This window comes from Pseudomonas sp. 2822-15 (genome assembly GCF_002742515.1).
GTDB classification, from domain to species: domain Bacteria; phylum Pseudomonadota; class Gammaproteobacteria; order Pseudomonadales; family Pseudomonadaceae; genus Aquipseudomonas; species Aquipseudomonas salomonii.
In genome coordinates, this window is record NZ_LJRY01000183.1 from 389,031 (window position 1) to 415,121 (window position 26,091).

A 26,091-nucleotide genomic window follows, 5' to 3' on the forward strand; every position below is an offset into this window, starting at 1 on the left:
AGATCGACGCTTTCGCGCTGGAGTCAGGGCGCATATTCACGGATGATATGGCCTTTCCAGCGCCGGCGTGGCCGAGCGTGTTTAGGTTATTTTTAGTATTACATTGTGGTTCGCCTTGTGGCAGCCACCTGGATGGGATGATGACTGCTCCACGCCTTCCTTTATTTTTGATGCTCGCTGGCCTTTTGGGGCTGGCGGGTTGCAGCACACACCAACCGGTGTCGCTGTACCAGCTGGACAGCGGAAGTCCGGCTCAGCCTGCGCAAACCGCAGGCATGGCGGTTTTGCTTGGCCCGGTCGTCGTTGCTGATTACCTGCAACGCGAAACCCTGCTTCAACGTCAGAGCGACGGCAGCCTGCAAGGTTCAACCGATGGTCGTTGGGCGGGTAGTTTGTCGTCCGATATCAACCAGCTGATGTTACGTCAGGTGGCTGGTCATCTCGACAGCCAGCGTGTGGTGCTCGCACCTGGGCCAGCGGGTTTTACCCCGGATGTGCAGGTATTGCTGACCATCACGCGGCTCGATTCGGGTGCTTCGCAACCGGCAATTCTTGACGCCCAATGGCGCCTGATCGACCGCCGTGGCCAGGTGCGCGATAACCGCATCGTGCACCTGCAGGAAGAACATACCGGCACCACCGCGTCCCAGGTCCAGGCCCAGGGCGTGTTGTTGCAGCATCTGGCGCAACAGTTGTCGGTGGCGCTCAAGCCATTGGCCAACCAGCCGCCAGTGGCCGAGGCGCCGCGCAAGCAAGCGCCGGCCCAGGCCAAACCGTCAGCTCCGCAGAAGCCTAAGATGCCGATGGCCACGCCGATTCGCACGGATATGGAAGTGTTCAGGTTTTGATCTGAATCGCGCCCAAACAAAAGGCCCGCTTACTCAGCGGGCCTTTTTGGATCGTTCCCACGCTCCGCGTGGGAATGCCTCTTGGGACGCTCCGCGTCCCGCTGCGCAGCAGTGACGCAGAGCGTCACGGAATGCATTCCCACGCGGAGCGTGGGAACGATCAGCCATCAGGGCTTGTTACGGGTCTCGTGCATCCGCGCCAACTGCCGTTCGAGCATCGACGGGTACGGCTCCATCAGCCGCTCCACACAGCTCGCGCCTTCAGGGCTGGCAATCGGCCGGATACGTGCGCGCTGGCGGATCAACGCATCTTCACTGATCTTGCGTTCCACCAGCAGCAGGTTGCGGCTGTGTTGGGACAAGGCCAGCGCGTCCTGGGCAATCTCGGTAAGCAGCAGGTCGATCTGGCTCATGCCGAACAGATCGTCACCGACGGTCAGGCCAAGTTGCAGTTGCAAAGTAATGCCGCTGTCGGCCACTTCAATTTGCAAGGCATGGCCGAGGGCGCGCAGCAGCTCGCCGCAGCAAATCGCGTTGGTCAGGTAGTCTTCGCCGCTGTCTTCGCTGTGGAACAGCATCAACGTGCTGCCATCGTTCAGGGTGTGCAGCTCGCTTTGGTAAAGCGAGGCGGCCTGGTCGAGGCAGTCGCGGTAGCGCTCCAGCAATTCCGTCAGGCGGGCGCGGGGCAGGCGACGCAGTTGGTCCTGCGAGCCCAGTTGCACAGCCAGTACGGCGCTGTGCTGCGGCTCGGTATTTTTCACCGGCGCAGGTTGCGGGGCGACAACGGGTGCGGCGGCCGAGGTGTCGCGCAGGTCGGCGAACGGGTCTTCATCGTCCAGTTCGTCTTCTTCGGCCTTGATCACCTGGCGTGGCGCAGGCTTGAGGGCGGCCACCGGCGCGCTTTCGTCAAAGCCTGGGTCACGCAGGTTGCGCACTTCAAACTCGGGCTCGTCGTCATAGTCGGTGTCGTCGTACTCAGGCTCGGGTTCAACCTCAGGCACCACCGGCTCGGGAGCAAAGCTGGCGTGAAGCTGGCGGGCGAGGTCGCCGATTTCATCCTGGCGGTCGGTGGCCGGGGTGTGTTCGTCGATATCACGCAGCCAGATGCGCAGTTGCATCAGTGGCGTGGAGATATGCCGACCCAGGCGCAAGCTCAGGGCCAGGGCCAGGGCCAGCAGGATCGCGCTGAGGATGCCCATGCTTTGCAGGCTGATGGTCATAGGCTGCTGGAATTGTTGCATGTCGAGGCTGATGCGCAGTTGCCCCGCCTTCACATCCTGAAACGTAATATTGCTCGAATACAGACCTTCGGCCTCACCCAACAGGCCGTTTTTCGGGCGCTGCCCGGCTTCGGCCATGATCCGGTTGTCCACGCTGTAGATGGCGGCATGCGCCACCAGCGGGTTCTTGGTCAGGTTATTGAGCAGCACGTTGAGGCTGAGGATGTCGTTGGACACCAGCAACTCAGTCGCCGAGGTGGCGGTCTGGGTCGTCAGGCTCTCGCCCAGGGCGTCGGCTTGCTCGTGCATGGCCTGCTTGAACTGCAAACCCATCACGCAGGCGTAGATCACCAAGGCCAGAGCGACCAGGATCACGTTATGGCTGGCGATGCGTAATGCGATCGGTACACGGCGGTGGCGCAGTGCCCGGAAGATCAGCAGGAAGAAGTTATCGGTTTTTACTGGCGTGGGCCGGTTCACTTGCGCTCGGCTCTTGGTCCGTGAAGTTGACGCGCAGTATAGCGACAGGCCTAGAACCGGCAAAGCGCTCGCTGTGCCCGATGGTCACTGAAAGTGGGTAGAATGCGGTTTTTTTCCAGCCTGGGGGTGCGCTTTGCGCGAAATTGTCCTGATAAACATCACCGGCGAAGACCGCCCGGGTCTCACCGCAGCCATTACCGGTGTTCTGGCCCAGGGTGGTGTGAACATTCTCGACATCGGCCAAGCGGTGATCCACGACACGTTGTCGTTCGGCATCCTGGTGGAAATCCCCAGCACCGAGCAGGCCTCGTCGGTGCTCAAAGACATCCTGTTTACGGCCTATAAGCTTGATCAGCAGGTGCGTTTCACCCCGGTTTCCGAAGCCGATTACCAGCATTGGGTCGAAGGCCAGGGCAAAAAGCGCCACATCGTGACGCTGCTGACTCGCAAAGTAACCGCCGAACAATTGCAGCGGGTCAGCTCGATCACCGCTCAATATGGATTGAATATCGACCACATCGACCGTCTGTCGGGTCGTATGCCATTGGACACACCGGCGGACAAAGGCAAGGGCTGCATCGAGTTCTCCGTACGCGGCGAGCCTGCCGACCCGCAGGCCCTGCGCGCCGAATTCCTCAGTGTGGCCCAGGAACTGAACGTCGACATCGCCTTCCAGGAAGATTCGCTGTTCCGCCGTAACCGCCGCCTGGCGGTGTTCGATATGGACTCCACACTGATCGAAGCCGAAGTCATCGACGAGTTGGCCAAGGCCGCGGGTGTGGGTGAGCAAGTGTCCGCAATCACCGAGCGCGCCATGGCCGGTGAGCTGGACTTTCGCGCCAGCTTCAAGGAGCGACTGGCGCTGCTCAAGGGCTTGGACGTAAGCGTGCTGGATTCGATCGGTGCGTCGCTGCGCCTGACCGAAGGCGCCGAAACCTTGTTTGCCGAACTCAAGCGCCTGGGCTACAAAACCGCCATCCTGTCCGGTGGCTTCACCTACTTCGCCAAGCAATTGCAGGCCAAGCTGGGCATCGACTATGTGTTTGCCAACGAGCTGGAAGTGGTGGATGGCAAGGTGACCGGCGTGGCGGTCGAGCCGATAGTCGACGCACAGCGCAAGGCGGACCTGCTGAAGGAGTTGGCCCACAAGGAGGGTTTGCGCCTGGAGCAGACCATTGCGGTCGGCGATGGCGCCAATGACTTGCCGATGCTGGCGATTGCCGGGTTGGGCGTGGCGTTCCGTGCCAAGCCGCTGGTCAAGCAATCGGCCAAGCAGGCGATTTCGACGCTGGGGTTGGATGGTGTGCTGTATCTGCTGGGCTTTCGCGATCGCGACGGGCAGTTGTAAGCGGTTGGCACTGTTGATCGTTCCCACGCTCCGCGTGGGAATGCCGCCCCTGACGCTCTGCGTCAGCTTCAAGGGCGTGACGCAGAGCGTCACAGGAGGGCGCTCCCACGCAGAGCGTGGGAGCGATCAGGTCAGGCTTTAGGCGCGGCGATACCCTGGCCCATCTGCACCGGCGTACCTGCCACCAGCTCTTCTGCCCACTTCACCTGGTCCGGCCCGAACAGCACGATGGCGGTCGAACCCAGTTTGAAACGGCCCAGCTCAGCGCCTTTCTCCAAGTGAATCGGAGCGCGCGCGGCTTCGTCGTAGCGGAAGGTTTTCAGCTCACGCTTCGGCGGCGTTACCAGCCCTGCCCACACCGTCTCAATCGACGCCACAATCATCGCGCCCACCAACACCACAGCCATCGGGCCGCGTTCGGTGTCGAACAGGCAGACAACACGCTCGTTGCGCGCAAACAGTTCCGGCACATTTTCGGCCGTGGTCTGGTTGACCGAGAAAATCCGGCCCGGCACATAGACCATCTCGCGCAGCGTACCGGCCAAAGGCATGTGTACGCGGTGGTAGTCCTTCGGCGACAGGTAAATAGTGGCGAAATCACCGCCCATGAACGGTGCAGCCAGCGCCGCATCGCCCCCCACCAACTCCAGCACGCTGTAGCTGTGGCCCTTGGCCTGGAACACCCGGCCATGTTCGATCGGGCCAAGCTGGCTGACCGCGCCGTCGGCCGGGCTCAGCACCGCGCCTGGGGTTTCATCCAGCGGGCGGGCGCCGTCTTTCAGGGCGCGGGTGAAGAAAGCGTTGAAGTGCTCGTAGGCGGTGAGGTCTTCGACCAGCGCCTGGGACATGTCCACTTGGTAGCGCTTGGCGAACCACGTCGTGAAGGCATTCTTGAACCAGCGCACGCGGCACTCGGCAATGCAGCCGGCCAGGCGCGACAGCAAGTGGTGCGGCAGCAAGTACTGGCTGAGGATAAACAACTGCTTTTTCATAACTGTCCTTAAACCTTAAATCTCGACGGGGGTGTCGGGGTGGTTGCCCCATTCGCCCCAGGAACCGGCATAACCTTTGACTCGCGGATAACCGAGCGCCTTGGCCACCAGGTAGGTGAAGCCAGAGCGGTGGTGAGTCTGGCAGTGGGTGATGATTTCTTTGTCGCGGGTCAGCCCGAGGTCTTCGAGGATCTGCGGCATGTCGCGGCGGATGCGCAAGTTGCGCGCCTTGTCCATGCCGGCGGTCCATTCGAAGTTGACGGCGCCGGGGATGTGACCGCCCTTGGCGGCGAGCACTTTCTCGCCGGAATATTCCAGCGGGCCGCGCGCGTCCCAGATGCCCAGGTCGGCTGCACCAAGACGGCTTTGCAGGTATTCGCGGGTGGCGGTGGGGCCGTCGTGCAGCGTGAGGCTGACCGGGCCGCCAACCGGGGCGGGCACTTCGGTGCTCACCGGGTGTTTTTCGTCCAGCCAGGCCAGCAGGCCGCCATCCAGGTAGTGGTACTTCTGGTGGCCGATCACGTCGAGCAACCAGATAAACCGCCCGGCCCAGCCGCCGCCTTCGTCGTCATAGACGACGTAAGTGGCGTCCGGGGTGTGGCCCAATTCGCCGAACAGCTTTTCCAGGTCGGCCTTGTGCGGCAGCAAGCCGGGTGCAGGTGGCTGGCCCAGTTGGGTGCGCTTGGGGTCAACGAAATGCGCGCCGGGGATATGCCCTTCGGCGTAGCGGGCGGCACTGGTGAGGTCCACCAGAATCAAGTGGTCGGCATCCAGGCGACCAAGCAGGTCGCTGGACTCGATCACCAGCGGCAAGCCAGAGAAGTCAGGCATGTGAGGTCTCCTGGGCACAAATGTTGGCGATAAAAGAGCGCGATTGTAGCGCAAGCTTCAGGCGCTGCGGTTGGTAAAGCTGTGCAGCGCTTTCTCGATGCATTGAGCGGTTTTGCCGAAAGCCTGCACGGTGGTTTCCGAGAACGGCCCGCCGCCCTGGTCGGCAACCATCAGCATCACCACGCGGCCATTGCAGCTCAGAGAGCGTAGCAACAGGTGTTCACCGGTAAACCAGCGGCGCAGGATCGGCGGCAGCAACGCGGAAAATTGCGCGTGATTGTCTGGCGTGAGGCGCACCTGGGCGGACTTTTCCAGCAGGCGCTGCAGCAGCGTGCTGTTGACGACGTCCAGGCTCAGGTTGGCAGCGTCCTTGGGCAAGCCATCGGCCTGATGCACACGCAAGGTACTCAGGGCGCGGTCGGCCATAAACAGTAAAACCCGCTGCATGCCACTGGCCACCAAGGCTTCCTTGGCGCAGGTGGTCAAGTGCATGGCGTTGGCAAAGCGGCTCGGCTCGACCAGCAACTCGGTGCAGCGCCTGCGCCATACGGCCAACGCCTCGGCAGTGGGCGGCGGCGCGGGCAGCAGGCCGCGATGGATCTTCTGCACATGCCACGGCCAGATCAGTGACAGCGCCGGGTGCCACAGGTCCGGCATCAAGGTGGTGCGCGCGCTGGTCACCGCTTGTTGGTGAGCCTGCTGCTGCACGTCACACAGCGGCGCTTGCAGGTACAGCGCGGTGAGGTATTGCCAGCGCTCGGTGTGCGGGCAGGTCCAGGATTCCTGGGCCGACATCGCCAGGCCGTTGGCCAGCAGCACGGTATTGGCGGGCTGGTTCAGCCAGCGCCGAAGGTTGGGTTCGGCATCGAGCAATTGCTGCTGGCGCAGTGCGTCGTCTTCGCGGGCGATGTGCAGCGCCTTGACCAGCAAGCGCTGTTCGGTCAGCAGCAGGTTGTAGCCCTGGGATACCCAGATCGGCAGGTGCCAGGCTTCGGTCAAGCCCAGGCACAGGTCAAGCAGGCGTACACCGAACAGTTCCTGCTCGACTTTGCGCGCCGACTGGCCTTTGTGGATGACCCGCAGCTCCCATTCTTCCAAAAGCTTGGGGTAGGCCACGGCCAGCGGCCACAGTGGCGACAGAAACAGCAGGCTGCCCCAATGGATGTCTTGCCACAGCCGCGCCAGGCGGCTGGCGAACAAACCGCTGGCTTGCTGGGAGGCGTGCTGGCTGACCAGCAGCAATTGGCGCAAGGCCACCGGGATGTCTTTTTCCGGCACTGCGGGCAGGCGCGCGAGCAATTCTTCGGCGCGTTTGAGGCCCAGGCGATTCAGCGCCACTTCGAGGTTTTCTGCCGGGCCCGACAAACTGCCGTGCGCCTGGCTGTTGGCCTCGCGCATCACACCGAGCACCAGCGCCGGGCTGTTTTGCATCAGCTCGGCAATATCTCGCAATGAACTGCGGCTGTCGCGGATGGCCTTGCACACGCGTTCGTGACTAGCCTGAGGAACAGGCAGCAGCACATCGTCCAGGCGCTTGATCCAAGCGGCGAGGGTGGTGGGTTTTGTATTTGGAACTGTCGTTTCGTTTGCCATGATTGGGGCGCGATCATCACTTGCGTTCAACACGCCCGGAACGGGCCGAATTGGTTTTTCGCCTTAACGGGCTATAGTCTGGCGCAGTTTTGCCGATAAGTAGTACAAGAGTTTTCTGCAGCACCCACTATGTCCATGAACCCGACGGCGCAAGTACCAATCTCCTATGGCTAAAATTATCGGCATCATCGTCGTCATCGCAAGTGTGCTCGGTGGGTACGTCCTGTCCCACGGTAAAATTGCCGCGTTGATCCAACCCTTCGAAGTGCTGATCATCGGCGGCGCCGCGTTTGGTGCTTTCCTGCAGGCCAACCCCGGCTACATGACCATGCACGTGATCAAGAAGTCGCTGGGTATGTTCAGCTCGCGCTTCTCCCACACCTTTTATCTCGAGGTGCTGGGGCTGATCTACGAGATCCTCAACAAGAGCCGCCGCGAAGGCATGATGGCCATCGAAGGCGATATCGAAGACGCTGCCGCCAGCCCGATTTTTGCCAAGTACCCGGCCGTGCTCAAAGATGAGCGCATGACCGCCTACATCTGTGATTACCTGCGCATCATGTCCTCCGGCAACATGGCCCCGCACGAGCTCGAAGGGCTGTTCGACATGGAGCTGTTCAGCCTCAAGGAAGAGCTGGAGCATCCCTCCCACGCCGTGACCGGCGTCGCCGACGGCATGCCCGGTTTTGGTATCGTCGCGGCGGTACTCGGCATTGTGGTGACCATGGCATCCCTGGGTGAAGGCGACCAGAAGGCCATTGGCATGCACGTGGGCGCGGCCCTCGTCGGTACCTTCTTCGGTATCCTCGCGGCCTACGGTTTCTTCGGCCCACTGGCCACGTCCCTGGCCCACGATGCCAAGGAAGAAGTGAATTTGTACGAAGCGATCAAGGCTTGCCTGGTGGCCTCAGCGTCCGGCATGCCGCCATCGCTGGCGGTGGAGTTCGGGCGCAAGGTGCTGTACCCGAAACATCGCCCAAGTTTTGCCGAGCTGGAACAAGCGGTTCGCGGTCGCTAAGTCATGGAAAACAACCAGCCGATAATCATCAAGCGCGTCAAGCGCTTCGCTGCGGGGCACCATGGCGGTGCCTGGAAAATCGCCTTCGCCGACTTTGCCACGGCGATGATGGCGTTCTTCCTGGTGCTGTGGCTGATGTCGACCGCCACGCCGGAACAGAAGATTGCCATCGCCGGTTACTTCAAAGACCCGATTGGCTTTTCGGAAAGCGGCACGCCCTTCGTGATCGACCTGGGCGGCTCGCCGCAACTGGCGCCTGAGCGCACCATCAACCCCGAGGTCAAGACCGAGTCGCCGCAGGAAAACATCCCGATCGAGCGCGACACCGTCGAGAGCATGGCCGAACAGGTCGAGAAAGAGCGCCTCGAATTGCTGCTGCAAGAGCTGCAGACCAAGGTCGAAGAAAACCCGCAACTGCTGAAATTCAAGGATCAGATTTCCTTCGAGATCACCCCCGAAGGTTTGCGCATCCAGATCACCGACGCCGCCAACCGGCCGATGTTCGACTCCGGCAGTGCGCGCTTGAAGCCGTACTTCGAAGACATCCTGCTGGCCATGGCCGACACCATCAAGGCGGTGCCGAACAAGATCAGCATCAGCGGTCACACCGACGCCAAGCCTTATGCGGGCCAGGGCGACTTCGGCAACTGGGAGCTTTCGGCTAACCGCGCCAACGCCGCCCGCCGTGCGCTGGTGGCGGGCAGCTATCCCGACCCGCAAGTGGCACGCGTGGTGGGTTTTGCTTCTTCGCAGTTGTTTGACCCTAAAGACCCGTTCAACCCGATCAACCGTCGCATCGATATTGTGGTGCTGACTAAAAAAGCTCAGCGCGCGATTGAAGGTGACCAATCGCCACCTGCGGCACCGACCCAGGGCGAAGGTGCACCGGGTGAAGTGCCGGCCGATCCGAATGCCATTCCGCCAGGTCAGGAGCCGTTGCCGGCCCATGAGCTGCGGCAGAAGCTGAACCTGTTTGATGACGGCGGGGTGAAAGACCCTACGGCGCCGGGTTCGTAAGTGGTGTTTATTCGTCGTAAATGAAAACGCCCCGACTATGTCGGGGCGTTTTCATTTGTGTTCAGAGAGGAAGGTAGGCTTTGACGCCGCTGATGACACCTCGCATGTCCTCCACGCAAAGGCGCGGCACGAAGTACTCCCGGCCCTTGGCGCGAGTCTTTCTGTGCAGTTTGTCGAGACGCTCGAAGCTGACGGTGTAAATCATGTCGCACTTCACCCATAGCTCTTTATAGCCTCGGATTGAAGTGGGTTGGTGCGCAGCAAGTGATGCCAGTCGTACTGAATATCGGGAGCGGTAGAAGATATGGGCACTACGGTACACAGCTTGCGGTTGTGAGTAGCAGTGGGCGATATCACCACGACCTTGCGGATCTTCAGCATTTCCGGCGCCACAAAGCCTCGGGTGAAGTCGCAGAGCAGCACATCGCCTTGTTTGGGGTGATAGTAGAGAGCCAAATGTTAATGCCCCACAAAAAGCAAAGCCGCCCGAAGGCGGCTTCATTCGACGCGCAGTGGAGCTTGCCTCGCCCCTTCTGCGCCGCTGGATCAACCCCGAAAAGGATCCAGACTCCTGCCAGCTTTCGCTGGTGACGGAGCAATTATGCGCATCGAGAAATCCGAATACAAGCTGGCTTGTGCGTATGAGCCACCCAGTTGGTTCGGATTCTTGATGCCTGCTCCTATTAAATCAATGGACTAGGGGCTTCAGTGCACTGGTTTATGTGTATCAAGAAGTGGATCGTTAGTAGCTGCTCTCCGGCAAGCTCGCAATAATCGACCGATAGCTGTTCATCCGCTGCTGCTGCACACGCCCATCTTCCAGGGCCTTGAGCAACGCACAACCCGGCTCGCGGTCGTGTTTGCAGTCGCGGAAGCGGCAAGTGCCGATCAGGTCGTTGAACTCGATGAAGCCCGCTTCCACGTCGCTGCGGCTGACGTGGCCGAGGCCGAATTCACGGATGCCTGGGGAGTCGATCAGCTCACCGCCGCCGGGGAAGTGGAACAGCCGCGCGGTGGTGGTGGTGTGGGTACCCTGGCCGGACAGTTCCGACAGCGGGCCCACGCGCGTGTCGACTTCCGGCAGCAGGCTGTTGACCAGCGATGACTTGCCCACGCCCGACTGGCCGACGAACACGCTGATGCGGCCGTCCAACTGCTGTTGCAGCTGTTCCATGCCATTGCCGTGATGCGCAGACACTTCCAGTACCGGGTAACCGAGGGTGCGGTAGACCGCCAGCAACGCATTGAGCGCCGGGGCGTTCTGTTCGTCGATCAGGTCGAATTTGTTCAGCAGCAGCAGCGGGCGAATGCCGGCGTGCTCGGCTGCGACCAGGTAGCGGTCGATCAAATTGGCATGCGGCTCGGGCAGCGGTGCGAACACGATCACGATCATGTCGACGTTGGCCGCCACCGGCTTGAGCTGGCCACGGCTGTCGGGGCGGCGCAGTTCGGTGGTGCGCGGCAACTGGGCGACGATCACGCCGATGCCCTGGTTGCCGGCACGCCACACGACCTTGTCGCCGGTGACCAGCGCAGGCAGGTTGGCGCGCAAGTGGCAGCGCGACACCGAACCTGCGAGTTCGCCTTCGAGCGCCTCGACTTCGACCTGCACGCCGAAGTGCGCGATCACCAGGCCCGTTTGTTCAGGGCCCAGGTCGCCGCCCTCGAGCGCTTCCACGGCGGAGGATTCACGTTTGGCGGCGCGAGCGGCGCGTTCGCCTTGAATCTTTTCGATGCGCCAGTTTTGGCGGCGATTGAGCTGGCGTTTGGCCATTGGTGTTCCGTGTCGATAATGCAAAGGTTGGGTAAAACGGTCGCGAGTCTAGCACGCCCCCGCCTGCTAAACTGCGCAGCTAAGCCAAGGGCCAAGAGAATCAAGCCATGCAAAACCCACAGAACCTGATTTGGATCGATCTGGAAATGACCGGTCTGAACCCCGACACCGACGTCATCATCGAGATGGCGACCATTGTCACCGATAGCAACCTCAACACCTTGGCCGAAGGTCCGGTGATCGCCATCCACCACAGCGACGCCGTACTGGCCACCATGGACGAGTGGAACACCCGCACCCACGGCAATTCCGGCCTGACCCAGCGCGTGCGCGACAGCCGCATCAGCATGGCTGAGGCCGAAGCTGAAACCATCGCCTTCCTGGAAAAGTGGGTGCCCAAGGGCAAGTCGCCGATCTGTGGCAACAGCATTTGCCAGGATCGTCGCTTCCTTTATACGCACATGAAGGGGCTGGAAAGCTACTTCCACTATCGCAACCTGGACGTGTCCACGCTCAAAGAGCTGGCGGCGCGCTGGGCGCCGGAGGTGAAGGACAGCTTCCATAAGGGCAGCACGCATTTGGCGCTGGATGACATTCGCGAGTCGATCGCCGAGCTGCAGCATTACCGCAAGCATTTCATCAAGGCTTGAATCTGTGGCGCCTGCTCTGGCCCTATCGCAGGCAAGCCAGCTCCCACATTTGAATGTGTTCACAAGTCAAAGTGTGGGAGCTGGCTTGCCTGCGATGCTGTCGACACGGTCTTTCGCCATGCGCCCCCTTTTGGTGCCATCACCCAATGATTAGAATGCGCGCCTATTCGCAAGGATCGCCCTCATGCTGTTGATGCTCTACCTCGTCGCCATCACCGCCGAAGCCATGACCGGCGCGCTGTCTGCCGGGCGCCGTGGCATGGACTGGTTTGGCGTGGTGCTGATCGCCTGCGTCACCGCACTGGGCGGTGGTTCGGTGCGCGATGTGCTGTTGGGGCATTACCCGCTGACATGGGTCAAACATCCGGAATACCTGGTGCTGACCTCTATCGCCGCACTGGTGACGATCTTTATCGCGCCGCTGATGCGCCGCCTGCGCTCGCTGTTCCTGGCGCTGGACGCCCTGGGCTTGGTGGCGTTTACCCTGATCGGCTGCATGACTGCGTTGGAGATGGGCCACGGCATGCTGGTGGCTTCGGTCAGCGGCGTGATCACGGGCGTATTTGGCGGCATCCTGCGCGATATCTTCTGCAACGACATCCCGCTGATCTTCCGCCGTGAGCTGTACGCCAGCGTGTCGTTTCTCGCCGCCTGGTTCTACATGCTGTGCCTGTATCTGCAACTGCCCAGCGAGCAGGCGATTCTGCTGACGCTATTCAGCGGTTTTCTGCTGCGCCTGCTGGCGATCCGTTTTCACTGGGAAATGCCCAAGTTCGTCTACAACGACGACGTGCACTAGCGCGTAGCGTGCTGGTTGAGCGCCCATTCCACATGTTCGCGTACCAGCTCCGACGGGTAATCGCGGCGTGCTTTCAAGGCTTCGAGCACCGGGATGCTCGACGGCGCATTGCCCAGGCCCACTGCCAGGTTGCGCAGCCAGCGCTCATAACCGGCGCGGCGTAGGGGCGAGCCTTCGGTGCTGGCGAGGAATTTATCCTCGTCCCACATAAACAATTCGGCCAGTTCTGCGTTATCCAGATTGTGCCGTGGCTTGAAATCGCTTTCGGCAGTGGGTCGGGCGAAACGATTCCACGGACAAACGATCTGACAGTCATCGCAGCCGAATACCCGATTGCCGATCAGTGGGCGCAGGTCCTCGGGAATCGCGCTCTTGAGTTCGATGGTCAGGTAGGAAATGCAGCGTCGCGCGTCGAGCACATACGGGCCGACGAAGGCATTGGTGGGGCAGATATCCAGGCAGGCGGTGCAGCGGCCGCAATGCTCGGTGGCGTGGGGCGCGTCCACCGGCAAGGGCAAATCGACAAACAGTTCGCTCAAAAAGAAATAGCTGCCGGCCTTGCGATTGAGCACCAGGGTGTTTTTGCCGATCCAGCCCAGGCCGGCTTGTTCGGCAATGGCTTTTTCCAACACGGGTGCGCTGTCGACAAAGGCGCGAAAGCCAAACGGGCCGATCTGTGCCTGGATGCGGTCGGCCAGTTGCTGCACGCGCTTGCGGATCAGCTTGTGGTAATCGCGGCCCAAGGCGTAACGGGAGATGTAGGCTTTTTCTGGCTTGGCCAGCAACTGCGCCATTTGTGTGTCACCTGGCAGATAATCCATGCGCAGCGACACCACACGCAGCGTGCCCGGCACCAGTTCCTCGGGGTGCGAGCGTTTGCTGCCATGGGCGCCCATGTATTCCATCTCGCCGTGGTAGCCCGCGTCGAGCCAGCGTTGCAGGTGCTGCTCATGCTCGGCCAGGTCCAGGCCGCTGATGCCGACTTGTTGAAAGCCCAGCTCGCGGCCCCAGTCTTTGATCGATTGGGCGAGGGCGGGCAGATCGGAGGTAATTGCGGGCATGAGACACGGGAAACCACAGGTTAGATGCGTATAATTCTGCCAGACATCGGAGCTTGAAGACGCATGCCGCAGACAAAACACACAATTACCGACGTACAGCCGCTGTTGCACGGCCACTTGCCGCAACTGGCTGCACGTTCCCCGGACGCCCATAAAGGCCAGTTCGGTCACCTGCTGGTCATTGGCGGCGACCATGGCTTTGGCGGTGCTGCGCTGTTGAGTGCTGAAAGCGCTCTGCGCAGTGGCGCCGGCATGGTCTCGCTGGCGACTCGCCCTGAGCACGTGCCAGCCGCACTGGCGCGCCTGCCGGAAGTCATGACCGTCGGCGTGAGTTCGGCCAACCAGTTGATGGGGTTGCTGGAAAAAATTTCGGTGATCGTTATCGGTCCCGGCCTGGGCGCAGCGTCCTGGGGCAAAAGCCTGCTGTCTGTTGCCGCCAACGCCCGACAGCCGCAGGTCTGGGATGCCGATGCCTTGAACCAGCTGGCCGCAGGCGGTGTAAACCTGCCGGCCAACAGCGTAATCACGCCGCATCCCGGTGAGGCGGCGCGGTTGATGGGCATCACGACAGCCGAGGTTCAGGCCGACCGCCTTAACGTGGCGCGCGCTTTAAGCCAGACATTCAATGCAGTGGCTATCCTCAAGGGTGCTGGCAGTTTGACTGCCAGCCCGGACGGCCGTGTTTCGCGCTGTGACCAAGGCCATCCAGCAATGGCGACGGCCGGTTTGGGTGATGTGCTGAGCGGCTTGGTGGGCGCCTTGCTGGCCCAAGGCATGCCTGCCTATGAGGCAAGTTGCCTGGCCGTGTGGTTACACGCTACGGCAGGGGATCGCCAAGGCACTTATGGTCGCGGCCTGGCCGCCAGCGACCTGATACCTGCCATTCGTCAATTGCTGGAGGAGCAGTCGCCGTGCCTGAAGTAAGCCTTTTTCTGCCTGATGAAGACGCCATGGTCGCGTTGGGTCAGCGTATTGCACAGGTTACGGCCGGCGCGGGGCTGATTTTCCTTGAAGGCGACCTGGGCGCGGGCAAAACCACGCTGTCGCGGGGGATTATTCGTGGGCTGGGCCACACGGGTGCAGTAAAAAGCCCGACGTTCACCTTGGTCGAACCCTATGAGATCGGCACGGTTCGCGCCTTTCACTTTGACCTGTATCGGCTGGTCGATCCCGAAGAACTGGAGTACATGGGCATCCGTGATTACTTCGATGAAGATGCACTGTGCCTGATCGAGTGGCCAGATAAAGGCACAGGCTTTTTGCCAAAGCCGGACCTGACCATTACCATTACGCCGCATGAGCATGGACGTCAGCTGAAGTTGTTGCCCCAGAGTGCGCGAGGCCAGTCTTGGTGCGCGGCCCTGGCATTGGAATTCAAATAAAATTGGTGGGGTTAGGTATGCGCTTTCGCGCGATGGTTGCTGTCGTAGGGGTGTTGCTTGCGGCAATGACTTTCAATGCTCTGGCTGCTTCACAGGTGAAAAGTGTTCGCCTGTGGCGAGCGCCGGATAACACGCGACTGGTGTTCGACCTGTCTGGCCCGGTCCAGCACAGTGTCTTTACCCTGACGGCGCCCGATCGCCTGGTGATCGACATCAACGGCGCCACCCTGGGCGCGCCGCTGAAAGTATCCACCGCCAATACCCCGATCACCTCGATGCGCTCGGCCCAGCGCACGCCGACGGACCTGCGTGTGGTCATCGACCTGAAAAAGGCCGTGACCCCGAAAAGCTTTGTACTGGCACCTAACGCCCAATACGGCAATCGATTGGTGGTCGACCTGTTCGACAACGCCGCCGATGCCAACCCGCCGCCAGCGCCGCCGCCAAGTGTTGCGACCGTGCCGGCCGTGCCGGTCAACCCGTCGCAGCCGCAGGTCAAATTGCCGCCGCCGCCACCTGCGCCTGCGGGCAAGCGCGACATCATCGTGGTGATTGACGCCGGTCACGGCGGCGAAGACCCGGGCGCCTCCGGCTCGCGCGGCCAGCATGAAAAAGACGTGGTACTGGCTATCGCCCGTGAACTGCAGCGCCAGGTTAACGGCATGAAAGGCTACCGCGCCGAGCTGACCCGTACCGGTGACTACTTCATCCCGCTGCGTGGCCGTACCGAAATCGCTCGCAAGAAGGGCGCCGACCTGTTTGTGTCGATCCACGCCGACGCCGCGCCATCGACAGCGGCCTTCGGTGCCTCGGTGTTTGCCTTGTCGGACCGTGGCGCTACGTCCGAGACCGCACGCTGGCTGGCGGACAGTGAAAACCGTTCCGACTTGATCGGCGGGGCCGGCAACGTGTCCCTCGACGACAAGGACAAAATGCTCGCCGGTGTACTGCTCGACCTGTCGATGACCGCTTCGCTGACGTCCAGCTTGAACGTCGGCCAAAAAGTCCTCAGCAATATTGGCCGCGTGACGTCCCTGCACAAGCAACGCGTGGAGCAGGCCGGGTTTATGGTGTTGAAGTCGCCGGATATCCCGTCGATCCTGGTGGAAACCGGGTTTATTTCCAACTCCAACGAAGCCTCGAAGCTGGCCAGCGCCAGCCACCAGCAGGCGCTGGCGCGTTCGATCAGCGCCGGTATTCGCCAGTTCTTCCAGCAGAACCCGCCGCCGGGCACCTACATTGCCTGGCTGCGTGATTCCGGCAAAATCGCCCAGGGCCCGCGTGACCATCGCGTGCAGCCCGGCGACACCCTGGCCATGCTGGCCGTGCGTTTCCAGGTTTCGGCCGCGACCTTGCGCAGCGCCAATAACCTGAAGACCGATGAGTTGAAAGTGGGCCAGGTGTTGACCATCCCTGGCACTGAATTGGCGGCGCAGTAATGAGCGAATCAGTTTTGAATAGCGGTTCACGCATCGAACTGCTCAGCCCGCGCCTCGCCAACCAGATTGCGGCAGGTGAGGTGGTTGAGCGCCCGGCGTCGGTGATCAAGGAGTTGCTGGAAAACAGCATCGACTCCGGCGCCAAGCGCATTGATGTCGACGTGGAGCAGGGCGGCGTCAAGCTGCTGCGGGTGCGTGACGACGGCAGCGGTATTTCTTCGGATGACCTGCCGCTGGCGCTGGCGCGTCACGCCACCAGCAAGATTCGCGACCTCGAAGACCTCGAGCGGGTGATGAGCCTGGGTTTTCGCGGTGAGGCATTGGCCTCCATCAGCTCCGTAGCGCGCCTTACCCTGACTTCGCGCACCCGCAGCGCCGAGCAGGCCTGGCAGGTGGAAACCGAAGGCCGTGACATGGCGCCTCGTGTGCAGCCGGCGGCGCACCCGGTAGGCACGTCGGTTGAAGTTCGCGACCTGTTTTTCAACACGCCGGCGCGACGCAAATTCCTCAAGGCCGAAAAAACCGAATTCGATCACCTGCAAGAAGTCATCAAGCGCCTGGCCTTGGCGCGCTTTGATGTGGCGTTCCATTTGCGCCACAACGGCAAAACCATCCTCAGCCTGCACGAAGCCCACGATGACGCTGCGCGCGCTCGGCGGGTTTCGGCTATTTGCGGAGCGGGCTTCCTGGAACAGGCGCTGCCGATTGAAATCGAGCGCAATGGCTTGCGCCTGTGGGGCTGGGTGGGTTTGCCGACCTTCTCCCGCAGCCAGGCGGACTTGCAGTACTTCTTCGTGAATGGCCGCGCGGTACGCGACAAACTGGTGGCCCACGCGGTGCGCCAGGCGTATCGCGATGTGCTGTTCAATGGGCGGCACCCGACGTTTGTGCTGTTCTTCGAAGTCGACCCGTCGGTGGTCGACGTCAATGTGCACCCGACCAAGCACGAAGTGCGCTTCCGCGACGGGCGCATGGTGCATGACTTCCTCTATGGCACGCTGCACCGCGCCTTGGGCGATGTGCGCCCGGATGATCAACTGTCTGCGCCGATTGTGACGGCGGTGGTAAGGCCGAGCGGTCCGGAGGCTGGCGAGTTCGGGCCTCAGGGCGAAATGAGCCTGGCGGCCAACCTGCTGCAATCGCCGCAGCCGCAGCCTTCCTATACGGCGCCGGGTTCCGGTTCGGGCGCGGGTTACCAGTACCAATACACGCCACGCCCGCAATCGACAGTGCCGGTGGCTGAGGCCCAGGCCGCTTATCGCGAGTTTTTTGCCCCGCTGCCGGGTGCCGAACCGGGCGCTGTGGCGTTGCCAGAGGGCGGCGGTGATATTCCGCCCTTGGGTTATGCGCTGGCGCAGCTCAAGGGCATTTATATCCTCTCCGAAAACGCCCACGGCCTGGTGCTTGTGGACATGCACGCCGCCCACGAGCGGATCATGTACGAGCGCTTGAAGATCGCCATGGCCAGTGAAGGTCTGAGCGGCCAGCCGCTGTTGGTGCCGGAATCCCTGGCGGTCAGCCAGCGTGAGGCCGATTGCGCCGAAGAACACCACAGCGTATTCCAGAAGCTCGGCTTCGAACTGCAACGCCTGGGCCCGGAAACACTGGCTATTCGCCAGATTCCCGCGCTGCTCAAGCAAGCCGAAGCCAACCGCCTGGTCGCCGACGTACTGGCCGACCTGATGGAATATGGCACCAGCGACCGCATCCAGGCACATATCAACGAACTGCTCGGGACCATGGCCTGCCACGGTGCAATCCGCGCCAACCGCCGCCTGGCGTTGCCGGAAATGAACGGTTTGCTGCGCGACATGGAGAACACCGAGCGCAGCGGGCAATGCAACCATGGCCGACCGACCTGGACCCAAATGGGCCTGGACGACTTGGACAAACTGTTCTTGCGCGGCCGTTGATGAGCGCCTTGCCCCCCGCCATCTTCCTGATGGGCCCTACGGCCGCCGGCAAGACCGACCTGGCCATCGAGCTGACCAAGGTGCTGCCCTGCGAGCTGATCAGCGTCGACTCTGCCCTGGTTTACCGGGACATGGACATCGGTACGGCCAAGCCTTCAAAAGAACTGTTGGCACAGTATCCGCACCGGTTGATCGACATTATTGACCCGGCCGAGAGCTATTGCGCCGCCGATTTCCGTACCGATGCCCTGGCCGCCATGGCCGAAATCACTGCGCGGGGCAATATTCCGCTGCTGGTGGGCGGTACGATGCTCTATTACAAGGCTTTGCAGGAAGGCTTGGCGGATATGCCGGCGGCCGACGCCCAGGTGCGCGGCGAAATCGAAGAAGAGGCTGCACGCCTTGGATGGCAGGCCTTGCACGACCAGTTGGCGGCAGTCGACCCGGTTTCCGCTGCGCGCATTCACCCCAATGACCCCCAGCGCCTCAGTCGCGCCCTGGAAGTCTGGCGGGTGAGCGGCCAGACCATGACTGAACACAGGCTGAAACAAACTGCGCAAAGTGCTGATGCAGGCGCATCTGGACAGTCACAATTGCCCTATACTGTGGCGAATCTGGCCATTGCTCCGGCAAATCGCCAGGTGTTGCATGAACGAATTGCACAAAGATTCACAATTATGTTGGAACAGGGGTTTGTGGACGAGGTCGTAGCACTGCGTTCCAGAGGTGACCTGCATGCCGGGTTGCCTTCGATGCGTGCTGTAGGCTATCGCCAAGTCTGGGAACACCTGGATGGCAAGCTGACGTCAGCCGAAATGCAGGAACGCGGCATCATTGCCACGCGCCAATTGGCGAAGCGCCAGTTCACCTGGCTGCGCAGCTGGAGCGATTTGCACTGGTTGGACAGCCTGGACAGCGACAATCTGTCACGCGCCTTGAAATACTTGGGATCGGTCTCCATATTGAGCTGAGTCCTTGCAATTGCCGTCTATCCTTGGGGGTGTGACGGCCATGAGCTATCTATTTTCCGAATTTTATTATTGATCCTTAAAGGAGTGCGGCACATGTCAAAAGGGCATTCGCTACAAGACCCTTACTTGAATACTTTACGTAAAGAGAAAGTTGGGGTTTCCATCTACCTGGTCAACGGTATCAAGCTGCAAGGCACGATCGAGTCGTTCGACCAGTTCGTGATCCTGCTGAAAAACACCGTCAGCCAGATGGTTTACAAGCACGCTATCTCGACAGTCGTTCCAGTTCGTCCAATCCGTCTGCCTAGCGCAGCAGGTGATGAACAGGGTGACGCTGAGCCAGGTAACGCCTGATAGGAGTCTCCTTTGTTCTTTGAGCGCCACGGTGGTGGTGAGCGAGTAATCCTCGTTCACTTGGATGGACAGGACCCTGAGGCGCGCGAAGATCCGCAGGAGTTTCAGGAGTTGGCAAATTCGGCCGGCGCCGAGACCGTTGCGTTTTTTAACGTACCGCGTCATCGGCCAACCGCCAAATACCTGATTGGCAGCGGCAAGGTCGAGGAACTGCGCGACCTGGTTCACGCCGAAGAAGCCGATCTGGTGATCTTCAATCACACCCTCACGCCCAGTCAGGAACGTAACCTCGAACGTGTTTTCGAGTGTCGCGTGATCGACCGCACCGGTCTGATTCTCGATATTTTCGCCCAACGCGCCCGTACCCATGAAGGCAAGCTCCAGGTAGAACTGGCCCAGCTTGACCACATGAGCACCCGGCTGGTACGTGGCTGGACCCACCTTGAGCGTCAGGGTGGTGGCATCGGCATGCGCGGCCCGGGTGAAACCCAGCTGGAAACCGACCGTCGTCTGTTGCGGGTGCGCCTGCGCCAGATCAAGGGCCGCCTGGAAAAAGTACGCAGCCAGCGCGAACAATCACGCCGTGGTCGCTCGCGTGCGGATATCCCTACCGTGTCCCTGGTGGGCTATACCAACGCCGGCAAATCCACGCTGTTCAACAACGTGACGAAATCGGACGTGTACGCGGCCGACCAACTGTTCGCCACCCTCGACCCGACCTTGCGCCGTCTGGACATCGACGACCTGGGGCCGATTGTCCTGGCCGACACCGTAGGTTTCATTCGTCATCTGCCCCACAAGCTGGTCGAAGCATTTCGGTCTACGCTCGAAGAGTCGAGCAATTCCGACCTGCTGTTGCACGTGATCGATGCGGCCGAACCGGATCGCATGTTGCAGATCGAGCAGGTGATGGTGGTGCTGGGCGAGATTGGTGCACAAGACTTGCCGATCCTCGAGGTCTATAACAAACTCGATTTGCTTGAGGGTGTCGAGCCGCAAATCCAGCGCGATGAAGACGGCAAGCCCCAGCGGGTTTGGCTGTCGGCACGCGATGGCAGTGGCCTTGAGTTGCTTGAACAGGCGATTGCCGAGTTGCTGGGCAGTGATTTGTTTGTCGGCACCTTGCGCTTGCCGCAACGTTTTGCTCGACTGCGTGCACAGTTTTTCGAACTGGGCGCCGTACAGAAAGAAGAATACGACGAAGAAGGTGTCAGCTTGCTGGCCGTTCGATTGCCGCGCTCGGAGCTGAATCGGCTGGTCAGCCGTGAAGGTGTGGTACCGACAGAGTTCATCGAACAACACACTTTGCAATAAAAGCCTCCGAAAGCGGTTGTGCCGCAGTAGCAGGCATTCTGTAGCATTGGTCGGCGCGCCGTGGGTGCGTCTTTGCTTTATCAGATGGAGAGCGCTATGGCTTGGAATGAGCCGGGTGGCAACTCGAATAATCAGGATCCTTGGGGTGGTAAACGCCGCAATAATGGCGACCGCAAGGGGCCACCAGATCTCGACGAGGCCTTCCGAAAGCTGCAGGAAAGCCTGAATGGGTTGTTCGGTGGTGGAAAAAAACGTGGTGGCGGTGACGACGGCGGTCGCACAAGCAAGGGCGGCGGCTATGGCTTGCTGGGCCTCGGGCTTGTCGTGCTCGCAGCCGTGTGGCTGTACAGCGCCGTGTACGTAGTGGACGAGCAGGAGCAAGCCGTGGTGCTGCGCTTCGGCAAGTACTACGAGACTGTCGGGCCAGGCCTGAACATCTATTTCCCGCCGATCGACAAGAAGTACATGGAGAACGTCACGCGTGAGCGTGCCTACACCAAGCAGGGCCAGATGCTGACCGAAGACGAGAACATCGTCGAAGTGCCGCTGACCGTGCAGTACAAGATCAGCAACCTGCAGGACTTCGTGCTGAACGTTGATCAGCCGGAAATCAGCCTGCAACACGCAACCGAAAGCGCCCTGCGCCACGTGGTGGGTTCCACCGCCATGGACCAGGTGCTGACCGAAGGTCGTGAATTGATGGCCAGCGAAATCAAGGAGCGCCTGCAACGGTTCCTCGATACCTATCGCACCGGCATCACGGTGACTCAGGTGAACGTACAGAGCGCAGCGGCACCGCGCGAAGTGCAGGAAGCCTTTGATGACGTGATCCGCGCCCGTGAAGACGAGCAGCGTTCGCGCAACCAGGCTGAAACCTACGCAAACGGTGTCGTACCGGAAGCCCGTGGTCAGGCCCAGCGCATCCTTGAAGATGCCAACGGTTACCGCGACGAAGTGGTCTCCCGCGCCAAGGGTGAGGCGGACCGCTTTACCAAACTGGTTGCCGAGTACCGCAAGGCTCCGGAAGTCACGCGTGAGCGTCTGTACCTGGACACCATGCAGGAAGTCTTCAGCAACACCAGCAAGGTTCTCGTGACCGGCAGCAAAGGTGGGCAGAACAACCTGCTGTACCTGCCGCTGGACAAGATGATCGAAGGTGGTCGTAGCGGCACCAGCGCACCGTCCAGCAGCTCGAATGCCGCTGCCAACGAAGCGAGCGCCCGTGCGGCCGCTGACTTGCTGCAACAGCAAACACGTACCAGGGAGAGTCGTTGATGAGCAATAAATCGCTGACCGCCCTGATTGTGGGCGTCGTCGTGGTCATCGCTGCCTGGAACTGCTTCTACATCGTGTCTCAGACCGAGCGCGCGGTGTTGCTGCAATTCGGTCGTGTGGTGCAGGCGGATGTCCAGCCGGGCCTGCATGTGAAAGTCCCCTACGTGAACCAGGTGCGCAAGTTCGACGGCCGCCTGATGACCCTGGATGCACCGACACAACGCTTCCTGACCCTGGAAAAGAAAGCCGTGATGGTTGACGCCTACGCCAAGTGGCGCGTCAAGGATGCCGAGCGCTTCTACACCGCGACCTCCGGCCTCAAGCAGATTGCCGATGAGCGTTTGTCGCGCCGTCTGGAATCGGGCCTGCGTGACCAGTTTGGTAAACGCACCCTGCACGAGGTGGTATCCGGTGAACGTGATGCGCTGATGGCTGACATCACCCGTTCGCTGAACACGATGGCAGAGAAAGAGCTGGGCATCGAAGTAGTCGATGTTCGGGTCAAGGCCATCGACCTGCCGAAGGAAGTGAACCGCAGCGTGTTCGAGCGCATGAGCACCGAGCGTGAGCGTGAAGCCCGTGAGCATCGCGCCAAAGGTAACGAGTTGGCTGAAGGTATCCGTGCGGATGCCGACCGTCAGCGCCGTGTACTGCTGGCAGAGGCTTATCGCGAGTCTGAAGAGGCGCGTGGTGACGGCGACGCCCAAGCTGCGGCGATCTACGCCAAGGCTTACGGCCAGGACCAGGAGTTCTACGCGTTCTACCGTAGCCTGCGCGCCTACCGTGAAAGCTTCGCGAACAAAACCGACGTCATGGTGCTGGACCCAAGCAGCGACTTCTTCCGCTACCTGGAAAAGTCCAAGTAACCAAGCCTGTGACTTTAGGGCGCACTCCGTCGGGCGGCTAAAATGCCTGGCGGGGTGATCCTTTCAGAAAACGGGTGTATGATGCGGCAGCCGGGAAATTCCCGGCTTTTTTGCGTCTGCACGTTTGATTCGGCAGGCGCCACAGGTTTTTCGAGGAAAGTGCCCGACGAGGCCGCTGGCAGGCCGTTCGTCACGTCGCTCTTGCGCGTGGATTATGCAAAGCGTGGGTATTTTCTGCTTCACTCAAGGCTCGGCCGAGGGCTGGCCGCCCGGATCATAGGGGAATGGCGTAATGGCAACGGTAGACCGCTGGCTGCTGCCAGATGGCATCGAAGAAGTACTGCCACCAGAAGCTGCGCGCATTGAAGTAGCGCGTCGCCAGGTGTTGGATCTGTTCCAGAGCTGGGGTTACGAGTTTGTCGTGACCCCCCATATCGAGTACCTGGAATCCCTGCTGACCGGCGCGGGCCAGGACCTGGATCTGCGCACCTTCAAGGTCATCGACCCGCAATCGGGCCGGCAAATGGGTTTCCGTGCCGACATCACGCCGCAAGTGGCGCGCATCGATGCGCACACCCTGCGCCGTGAAGGCCCGAGCCGCCTGTGCTACGCCGGCAGCGTGCTGCATGCTCAGCCGCGTGCGTTGTCGTCGTCGCGCAGCCCGATCCAGTTGGGCGCCGAGTTGTACGGTGATGCCAGCCCGAGCAGCGACGTTGAAGTGATCAGCCTGATGCTGGCTATGCTGCAACTGGCCGACGTGCCGGATGTGCACATGGACCTGGGTCACGTCGGTATCTACCGTGGCCTGGCCCGTGCGGCCGGCTTGTCCGGTGAAGTGGAGCAACAGTTGTTCGATGCCTTGCAGCGCAAGGCGATCGATGAAGTGATCGCTCTGACCGCAGGCGTGCCTGCGGACCTGGCCGACATGCTGCGTGCACTGGTTAACCTGTGCGGCGGCCGTGAAGTGCTGGTGGCTGCCCGTGAGCGCCTGGCCAATGCGCCGGCACCGGTCCTGGCTGCGCTGGATGATGTATTCGCGATTGCCGAGCAATTGTCGGCGCGCTTCCCCGAGTTGCCGCTGTATTTCGACCTGGGTGAGTTGCGCGGCTACCACTACCACACCGGTGTGGTGTTCGCCGTCTTTGTACCGGGTGTTGGCCAGGCCATCGCCCAAGGCGGCCGTTATGACGATATCGGCGCCGACTTCGGTCGCGCCCGTCCGGCGACTGGCTTTTCTACCGATTTGAAAACCCTGGTGACCCTGGGGCGTGCTGAGGTCGAGCTGCCGTCTGGTGGCATCTGGATGCCCGACAGTACGGACGCAGCACTCTGGCAGCAGGTTTGCCAGTTGCGCAGTGAGGGTCAGCGTGTTGTCCAGGCTTTGCCTGGGCAGCCATTGGCCGCCGCCCGTGAAGCGGACTGCGACCGGCAATTGATTCTGCAGAACGGGCTTTGGCAAGTATCGCCACTGGCTTCTTGAGTTTTCCTGCCGGCCATCGCCGGCACCAAGTTTGCGCGAATGAGGACAAGTGTTATGGGTAAGAATGTCGTAGTCCTGGGCACCCAATGGGGTGATGAGGGCAAAGGCAAGATCGTTGATCTGCTGACCGAACATGCTGCCGCCGTAGTGCGCTACCAAGGTGGCCACAACGCTGGCCACACCCTGGTCATCGATGGCGAAAAAACCGTCTTGCACCTGATCCCGTCGGGCGTGCTGCGCGAAGGCGTACAGTGCCTGATCGGCAACGGTGTTGTGGTTGCACCTGACGCCCTGTTGCGTGAGATCACCAAGCTGGAAGAGAAAGGCGTACCGGTGCGCGAGCGCCTGCGTATCAGCCCGTCCTGCCCGCTGATCCTGTCCTTCCACGTTGCGCTGGACCAGGCCCGTGAAAAGGCGCGTGGCGAGCTGAAGATCGGTACAACCGGTCGCGGCATCGGCCCGGCTTACGAAGACAAGGTTGCACGTCGTGGCCTGCGTGTGGGCGACCTGCTCAACATGCCGCGCTTTGAAGACAAGCTGCGTGAACTGGTGGATTACCACAACTTCATGCTGGTGGGTTACTACAAAGAGCCGGCCATCGAGTTCGAAAAGACTCTGGCTGAGTGCAAGGAATACGCTGAGCTGCTCAAGCCGCTGATGCTGGACGTGACGGCCGAGCTGCACGACCTGCGTCGCGCCGGCAAAGACATCATGTTCGAAGGCGCCCAGGGTTCGTTGCTCGACATCGACCACGGCACCTACCCGTACGTGACCAGCTCCAACACCACCGCTGGCGGCGTTGCGACCGGTTCGGGCGTTGGCCCGATGTTCCTGGACTACATCCTGGGCATTACCAAGGCTTACACCACGCGCGTGGGTTCGGGCCCGTTCCCGACTGAGCTGTTCGACGAAGTCGGCGCACACCTGGCCAAGCAAGGTCACGAGTTCGGTGCCACCACCGGGCGTGCCCGTCGTTGCGGCTGGTTCGATGCCGTTATCCTGCGCCGTGCTATCGATGTGAACAGCATCTCGGGCATCTGCCTGACCAAGCTGGACGTTCTCGATGGCCTGGAAGCCATCAATATCTGCATCGGCTACAAAGATGCAGACGGCAAGGACGTTGCACCGACCGACGCTGACAGCTACGTCGGCCTGCAGCCTGTGTACGAAGAAGTGCCGGGCTGGACCGAATCGACCGTGGGCGCCAAGACCCTGGAAGAGCTGCCGGCCAACGCCCGTGCTTACATCAAGCGTGTTGAAGAGCTGATCGGCGCGCCGATCGACATTATTTCGACAGGCCCGGACCGCAACGAGACCATCGTTCTGCGTCACCCGTTCGCTTAATAAGCTGTTGATGTAAAAAGCAAAGGGCTCCTTCGGGAGCCCTTTTTTGTGGCCGGCTGGCAATCGGCACGACCCTTGCTTCGGTTCTTTCTTTCGCGGTGCTATCAAATTAATGGCACCCG

Annotated in this window: 25 protein-coding genes; 17 read left to right on the plus strand and 8 right to left on the minus strand. The window is 61.1% G+C overall.

Features of this window, described 5'->3' with window-relative positions; translation table 11 throughout:
• Positions 1–140 precede the first annotated feature (140 nt).
• The gene (locus AOA59_RS13845) at positions 141–848 is read left to right on the plus strand and encodes a membrane integrity-associated transporter subunit PqiC (RefSeq protein ID WP_068933540.1); all 708 of its coding nucleotides are present in this window, start codon (positions 141–143) and stop codon (positions 846–848) included.
• A 167-nt stretch (positions 849–1,015) separates the two neighbouring features.
• Here the strand turns inward: AOA59_RS13845 and AOA59_RS13850 are convergent, their stop codons facing one another.
• Positions 1,016–2,548: an AhpA/YtjB family protein gene (locus AOA59_RS13850; RefSeq protein WP_065930685.1), complete on the minus strand. Its 1,533-nt coding sequence runs from the start codon at positions 2,546–2,548 to the stop codon at positions 1,016–1,018.
• 133 nt (positions 2,549–2,681) lie between these two features.
• On the opposite strand from AOA59_RS13850, the gene serB reads away from it, so the two are divergent.
• On the plus strand, positions 2,682–3,896 hold the full coding sequence (gene serB, locus AOA59_RS13855) for a phosphoserine phosphatase SerB (protein ID WP_069786843.1): 1,215 nt from the start codon (positions 2,682–2,684) through the stop codon (positions 3,894–3,896).
• A gap of 131 nt (positions 3,897–4,027) precedes the next feature.
• On the opposite strand, the gene asd is transcribed toward serB, so the two are convergent.
• The 3 genes from asd to AOA59_RS13870 are packed head-to-tail and all read right to left on the minus strand — an operon-like array spanning position 4,028 to position 7,312.
• Positions 4,028–4,888: an archaetidylserine decarboxylase gene (asd, locus tag AOA59_RS13860; protein WP_099487894.1), complete on the minus strand. Its 861-nt coding sequence runs from the start codon at positions 4,886–4,888 to the stop codon at positions 4,028–4,030.
• Positions 4,889–4,903: 15 nt separating this feature from the next.
• Positions 4,904–5,719: a thiosulfate sulfurtransferase gene (rhdA, locus tag AOA59_RS13865; RefSeq protein WP_058422428.1), complete on the minus strand. Its 816-nt coding sequence runs from the start codon at positions 5,717–5,719 to the stop codon at positions 4,904–4,906.
• Between the two features lie 57 nt (positions 5,720–5,776).
• Complete coding sequence (locus AOA59_RS13870; protein ID WP_099487896.1) at positions 5,777–7,312, minus strand: HDOD domain-containing protein; 1,536 nt, start codon at positions 7,310–7,312, stop codon at positions 5,777–5,779.
• Positions 7,313–7,478: 166 nt separating this feature from the next.
• Between AOA59_RS13870 and motA the strand changes: the two genes are divergently transcribed.
• Both motA and motB read left to right on the plus strand, forming a co-directional pair.
• Positions 7,479–8,330, plus strand: coding sequence for a flagellar motor stator protein MotA (motA, locus tag AOA59_RS13875; protein ID WP_017138472.1), 852 nt, complete (start codon positions 7,479–7,481; stop codon positions 8,328–8,330).
• A 3-nt stretch (positions 8,331–8,333) separates the two neighbouring features.
• Positions 8,334–9,347, plus strand: coding sequence for a flagellar motor protein MotB (gene motB, locus AOA59_RS13880; RefSeq protein ID WP_099487898.1), 1,014 nt, complete (start codon positions 8,334–8,336; stop codon positions 9,345–9,347).
• A 61-nt stretch (positions 9,348–9,408) separates the two neighbouring features.
• On the opposite strand, the gene AOA59_RS33130 is transcribed toward motB, so the two are convergent.
• The 3 genes from AOA59_RS33130 to rsgA form a co-directional block, all read right to left on the minus strand.
• Positions 9,409–9,552 (minus strand): hypothetical protein, encoded by a 144-nt coding sequence (locus AOA59_RS33130; protein ID WP_256593054.1) that lies wholly within the window; start codon positions 9,550–9,552, stop codon positions 9,409–9,411.
• 8 nt (positions 9,553–9,560) lie between these two features.
• A complete protein-coding gene (locus tag AOA59_RS33135) occupies positions 9,561–9,803 on the minus strand; it encodes a type II toxin-antitoxin system PemK/MazF family toxin (RefSeq protein ID WP_256593055.1) in 243 nt (80 codons plus the stop codon).
• 286 nt (positions 9,804–10,089) lie between these two features.
• Entirely contained in the window at positions 10,090–11,121 is a 1,032-nt protein-coding gene (rsgA, locus tag AOA59_RS13890) for a small ribosomal subunit biogenesis GTPase RsgA (protein WP_003171340.1), read from the minus strand.
• A 107-nt stretch (positions 11,122–11,228) separates the two neighbouring features.
• On the opposite strand from rsgA, the gene orn reads away from it, so the two are divergent.
• Positions 11,229–11,771: an oligoribonuclease gene (gene orn / locus AOA59_RS13895; RefSeq protein ID WP_003171343.1), complete on the plus strand. Its 543-nt coding sequence runs from the start codon at positions 11,229–11,231 to the stop codon at positions 11,769–11,771.
• Between the two features lie 184 nt (positions 11,772–11,955).
• The gene (locus AOA59_RS13900; RefSeq protein WP_056860532.1) at positions 11,956–12,570 is read left to right on the plus strand and encodes a trimeric intracellular cation channel family protein; all 615 of its coding nucleotides are present in this window, start codon (positions 11,956–11,958) and stop codon (positions 12,568–12,570) included.
• Here AOA59_RS13900 and queG read toward each other — a convergent pair.
• Positions 12,567–13,631: a tRNA epoxyqueuosine(34) reductase QueG gene (queG, locus tag AOA59_RS13905; protein WP_099487900.1), complete on the minus strand. Its 1,065-nt coding sequence runs from the start codon at positions 13,629–13,631 to the stop codon at positions 12,567–12,569. The genes AOA59_RS13900 and queG overlap by 4 nt on opposite strands.
• A gap of 63 nt (positions 13,632–13,694) precedes the next feature.
• Between queG and AOA59_RS13910 the strand changes: the two genes are divergently transcribed.
• The 11 genes from AOA59_RS13910 to AOA59_RS13960 all read left to right on the plus strand — a co-directional run bounded on the left by AOA59_RS13910 (position 13,695) and on the right by AOA59_RS13960 (position 25,969).
• The gene (locus AOA59_RS13910; protein WP_099487902.1) at positions 13,695–14,555 is read left to right on the plus strand and encodes an NAD(P)H-hydrate dehydratase; all 861 of its coding nucleotides are present in this window, start codon (positions 13,695–13,697) and stop codon (positions 14,553–14,555) included.
• Positions 14,543–15,013 carry a tRNA (adenosine(37)-N6)-threonylcarbamoyltransferase complex ATPase subunit type 1 TsaE gene (tsaE, locus tag AOA59_RS13915; protein WP_099487904.1) on the plus strand — a complete coding sequence of 157 codons (471 nt, stop codon included), beginning with the start codon at positions 14,543–14,545 and terminating at the stop codon, positions 15,011–15,013. Before AOA59_RS13910 ends, tsaE begins: the two co-directional genes overlap by 13 nt.
• Positions 15,014–15,030: 17 nt before the next feature.
• Positions 15,031–16,452, plus strand: coding sequence for an N-acetylmuramoyl-L-alanine amidase (locus tag AOA59_RS13920; protein WP_099487906.1), 1,422 nt, complete (start codon positions 15,031–15,033; stop codon positions 16,450–16,452).
• Positions 16,452–18,365, plus strand: coding sequence for a DNA mismatch repair endonuclease MutL (mutL, locus tag AOA59_RS13925; RefSeq protein WP_056860528.1), 1,914 nt, complete (start codon positions 16,452–16,454; stop codon positions 18,363–18,365). Before AOA59_RS13920 ends, mutL begins: the two co-directional genes overlap by 1 nt.
• Positions 18,365–19,336: a tRNA (adenosine(37)-N6)-dimethylallyltransferase MiaA gene (miaA, locus tag AOA59_RS13930; RefSeq protein ID WP_065930677.1), complete on the plus strand. Its 972-nt coding sequence runs from the start codon at positions 18,365–18,367 to the stop codon at positions 19,334–19,336. Before mutL ends, miaA begins: the two co-directional genes overlap by 1 nt.
• Before the next feature lie 93 nt (positions 19,337–19,429).
• Positions 19,430–19,690 carry an RNA chaperone Hfq gene (hfq, locus tag AOA59_RS13935; protein ID WP_003188059.1) on the plus strand — a complete coding sequence of 87 codons (261 nt, stop codon included), beginning with the start codon at positions 19,430–19,432 and terminating at the stop codon, positions 19,688–19,690.
• 12 nt (positions 19,691–19,702) lie between these two features.
• Positions 19,703–21,004 carry a ribosome rescue GTPase HflX gene (gene hflX, locus AOA59_RS13940; protein WP_017138462.1) on the plus strand — a complete coding sequence of 434 codons (1,302 nt, stop codon included), beginning with the start codon at positions 19,703–19,705 and terminating at the stop codon, positions 21,002–21,004.
• A 96-nt stretch (positions 21,005–21,100) separates the two neighbouring features.
• Positions 21,101–22,279 (plus strand): FtsH protease activity modulator HflK, encoded by a 1,179-nt coding sequence (hflK, locus tag AOA59_RS13945; protein ID WP_017138461.1) that lies wholly within the window; start codon positions 21,101–21,103, stop codon positions 22,277–22,279.
• Positions 22,279–23,145 (plus strand): protease modulator HflC, encoded by an 867-nt coding sequence (gene hflC / locus AOA59_RS13950; protein ID WP_017138460.1) that lies wholly within the window; start codon positions 22,279–22,281, stop codon positions 23,143–23,145. The genes hflK and hflC overlap by 1 nt, the downstream gene beginning before the upstream one ends.
• A gap of 292 nt (positions 23,146–23,437) precedes the next feature.
• Positions 23,438–24,625: an ATP phosphoribosyltransferase regulatory subunit gene (locus tag AOA59_RS13955; protein WP_017138459.1), complete on the plus strand. Its 1,188-nt coding sequence runs from the start codon at positions 23,438–23,440 to the stop codon at positions 24,623–24,625.
• A gap of 54 nt (positions 24,626–24,679) precedes the next feature.
• Complete coding sequence (locus tag AOA59_RS13960) at positions 24,680–25,969, plus strand: adenylosuccinate synthase (protein WP_065930676.1); 1,290 nt, start codon at positions 24,680–24,682, stop codon at positions 25,967–25,969.
• Positions 25,970–26,091 lie beyond the last annotated feature (122 nt).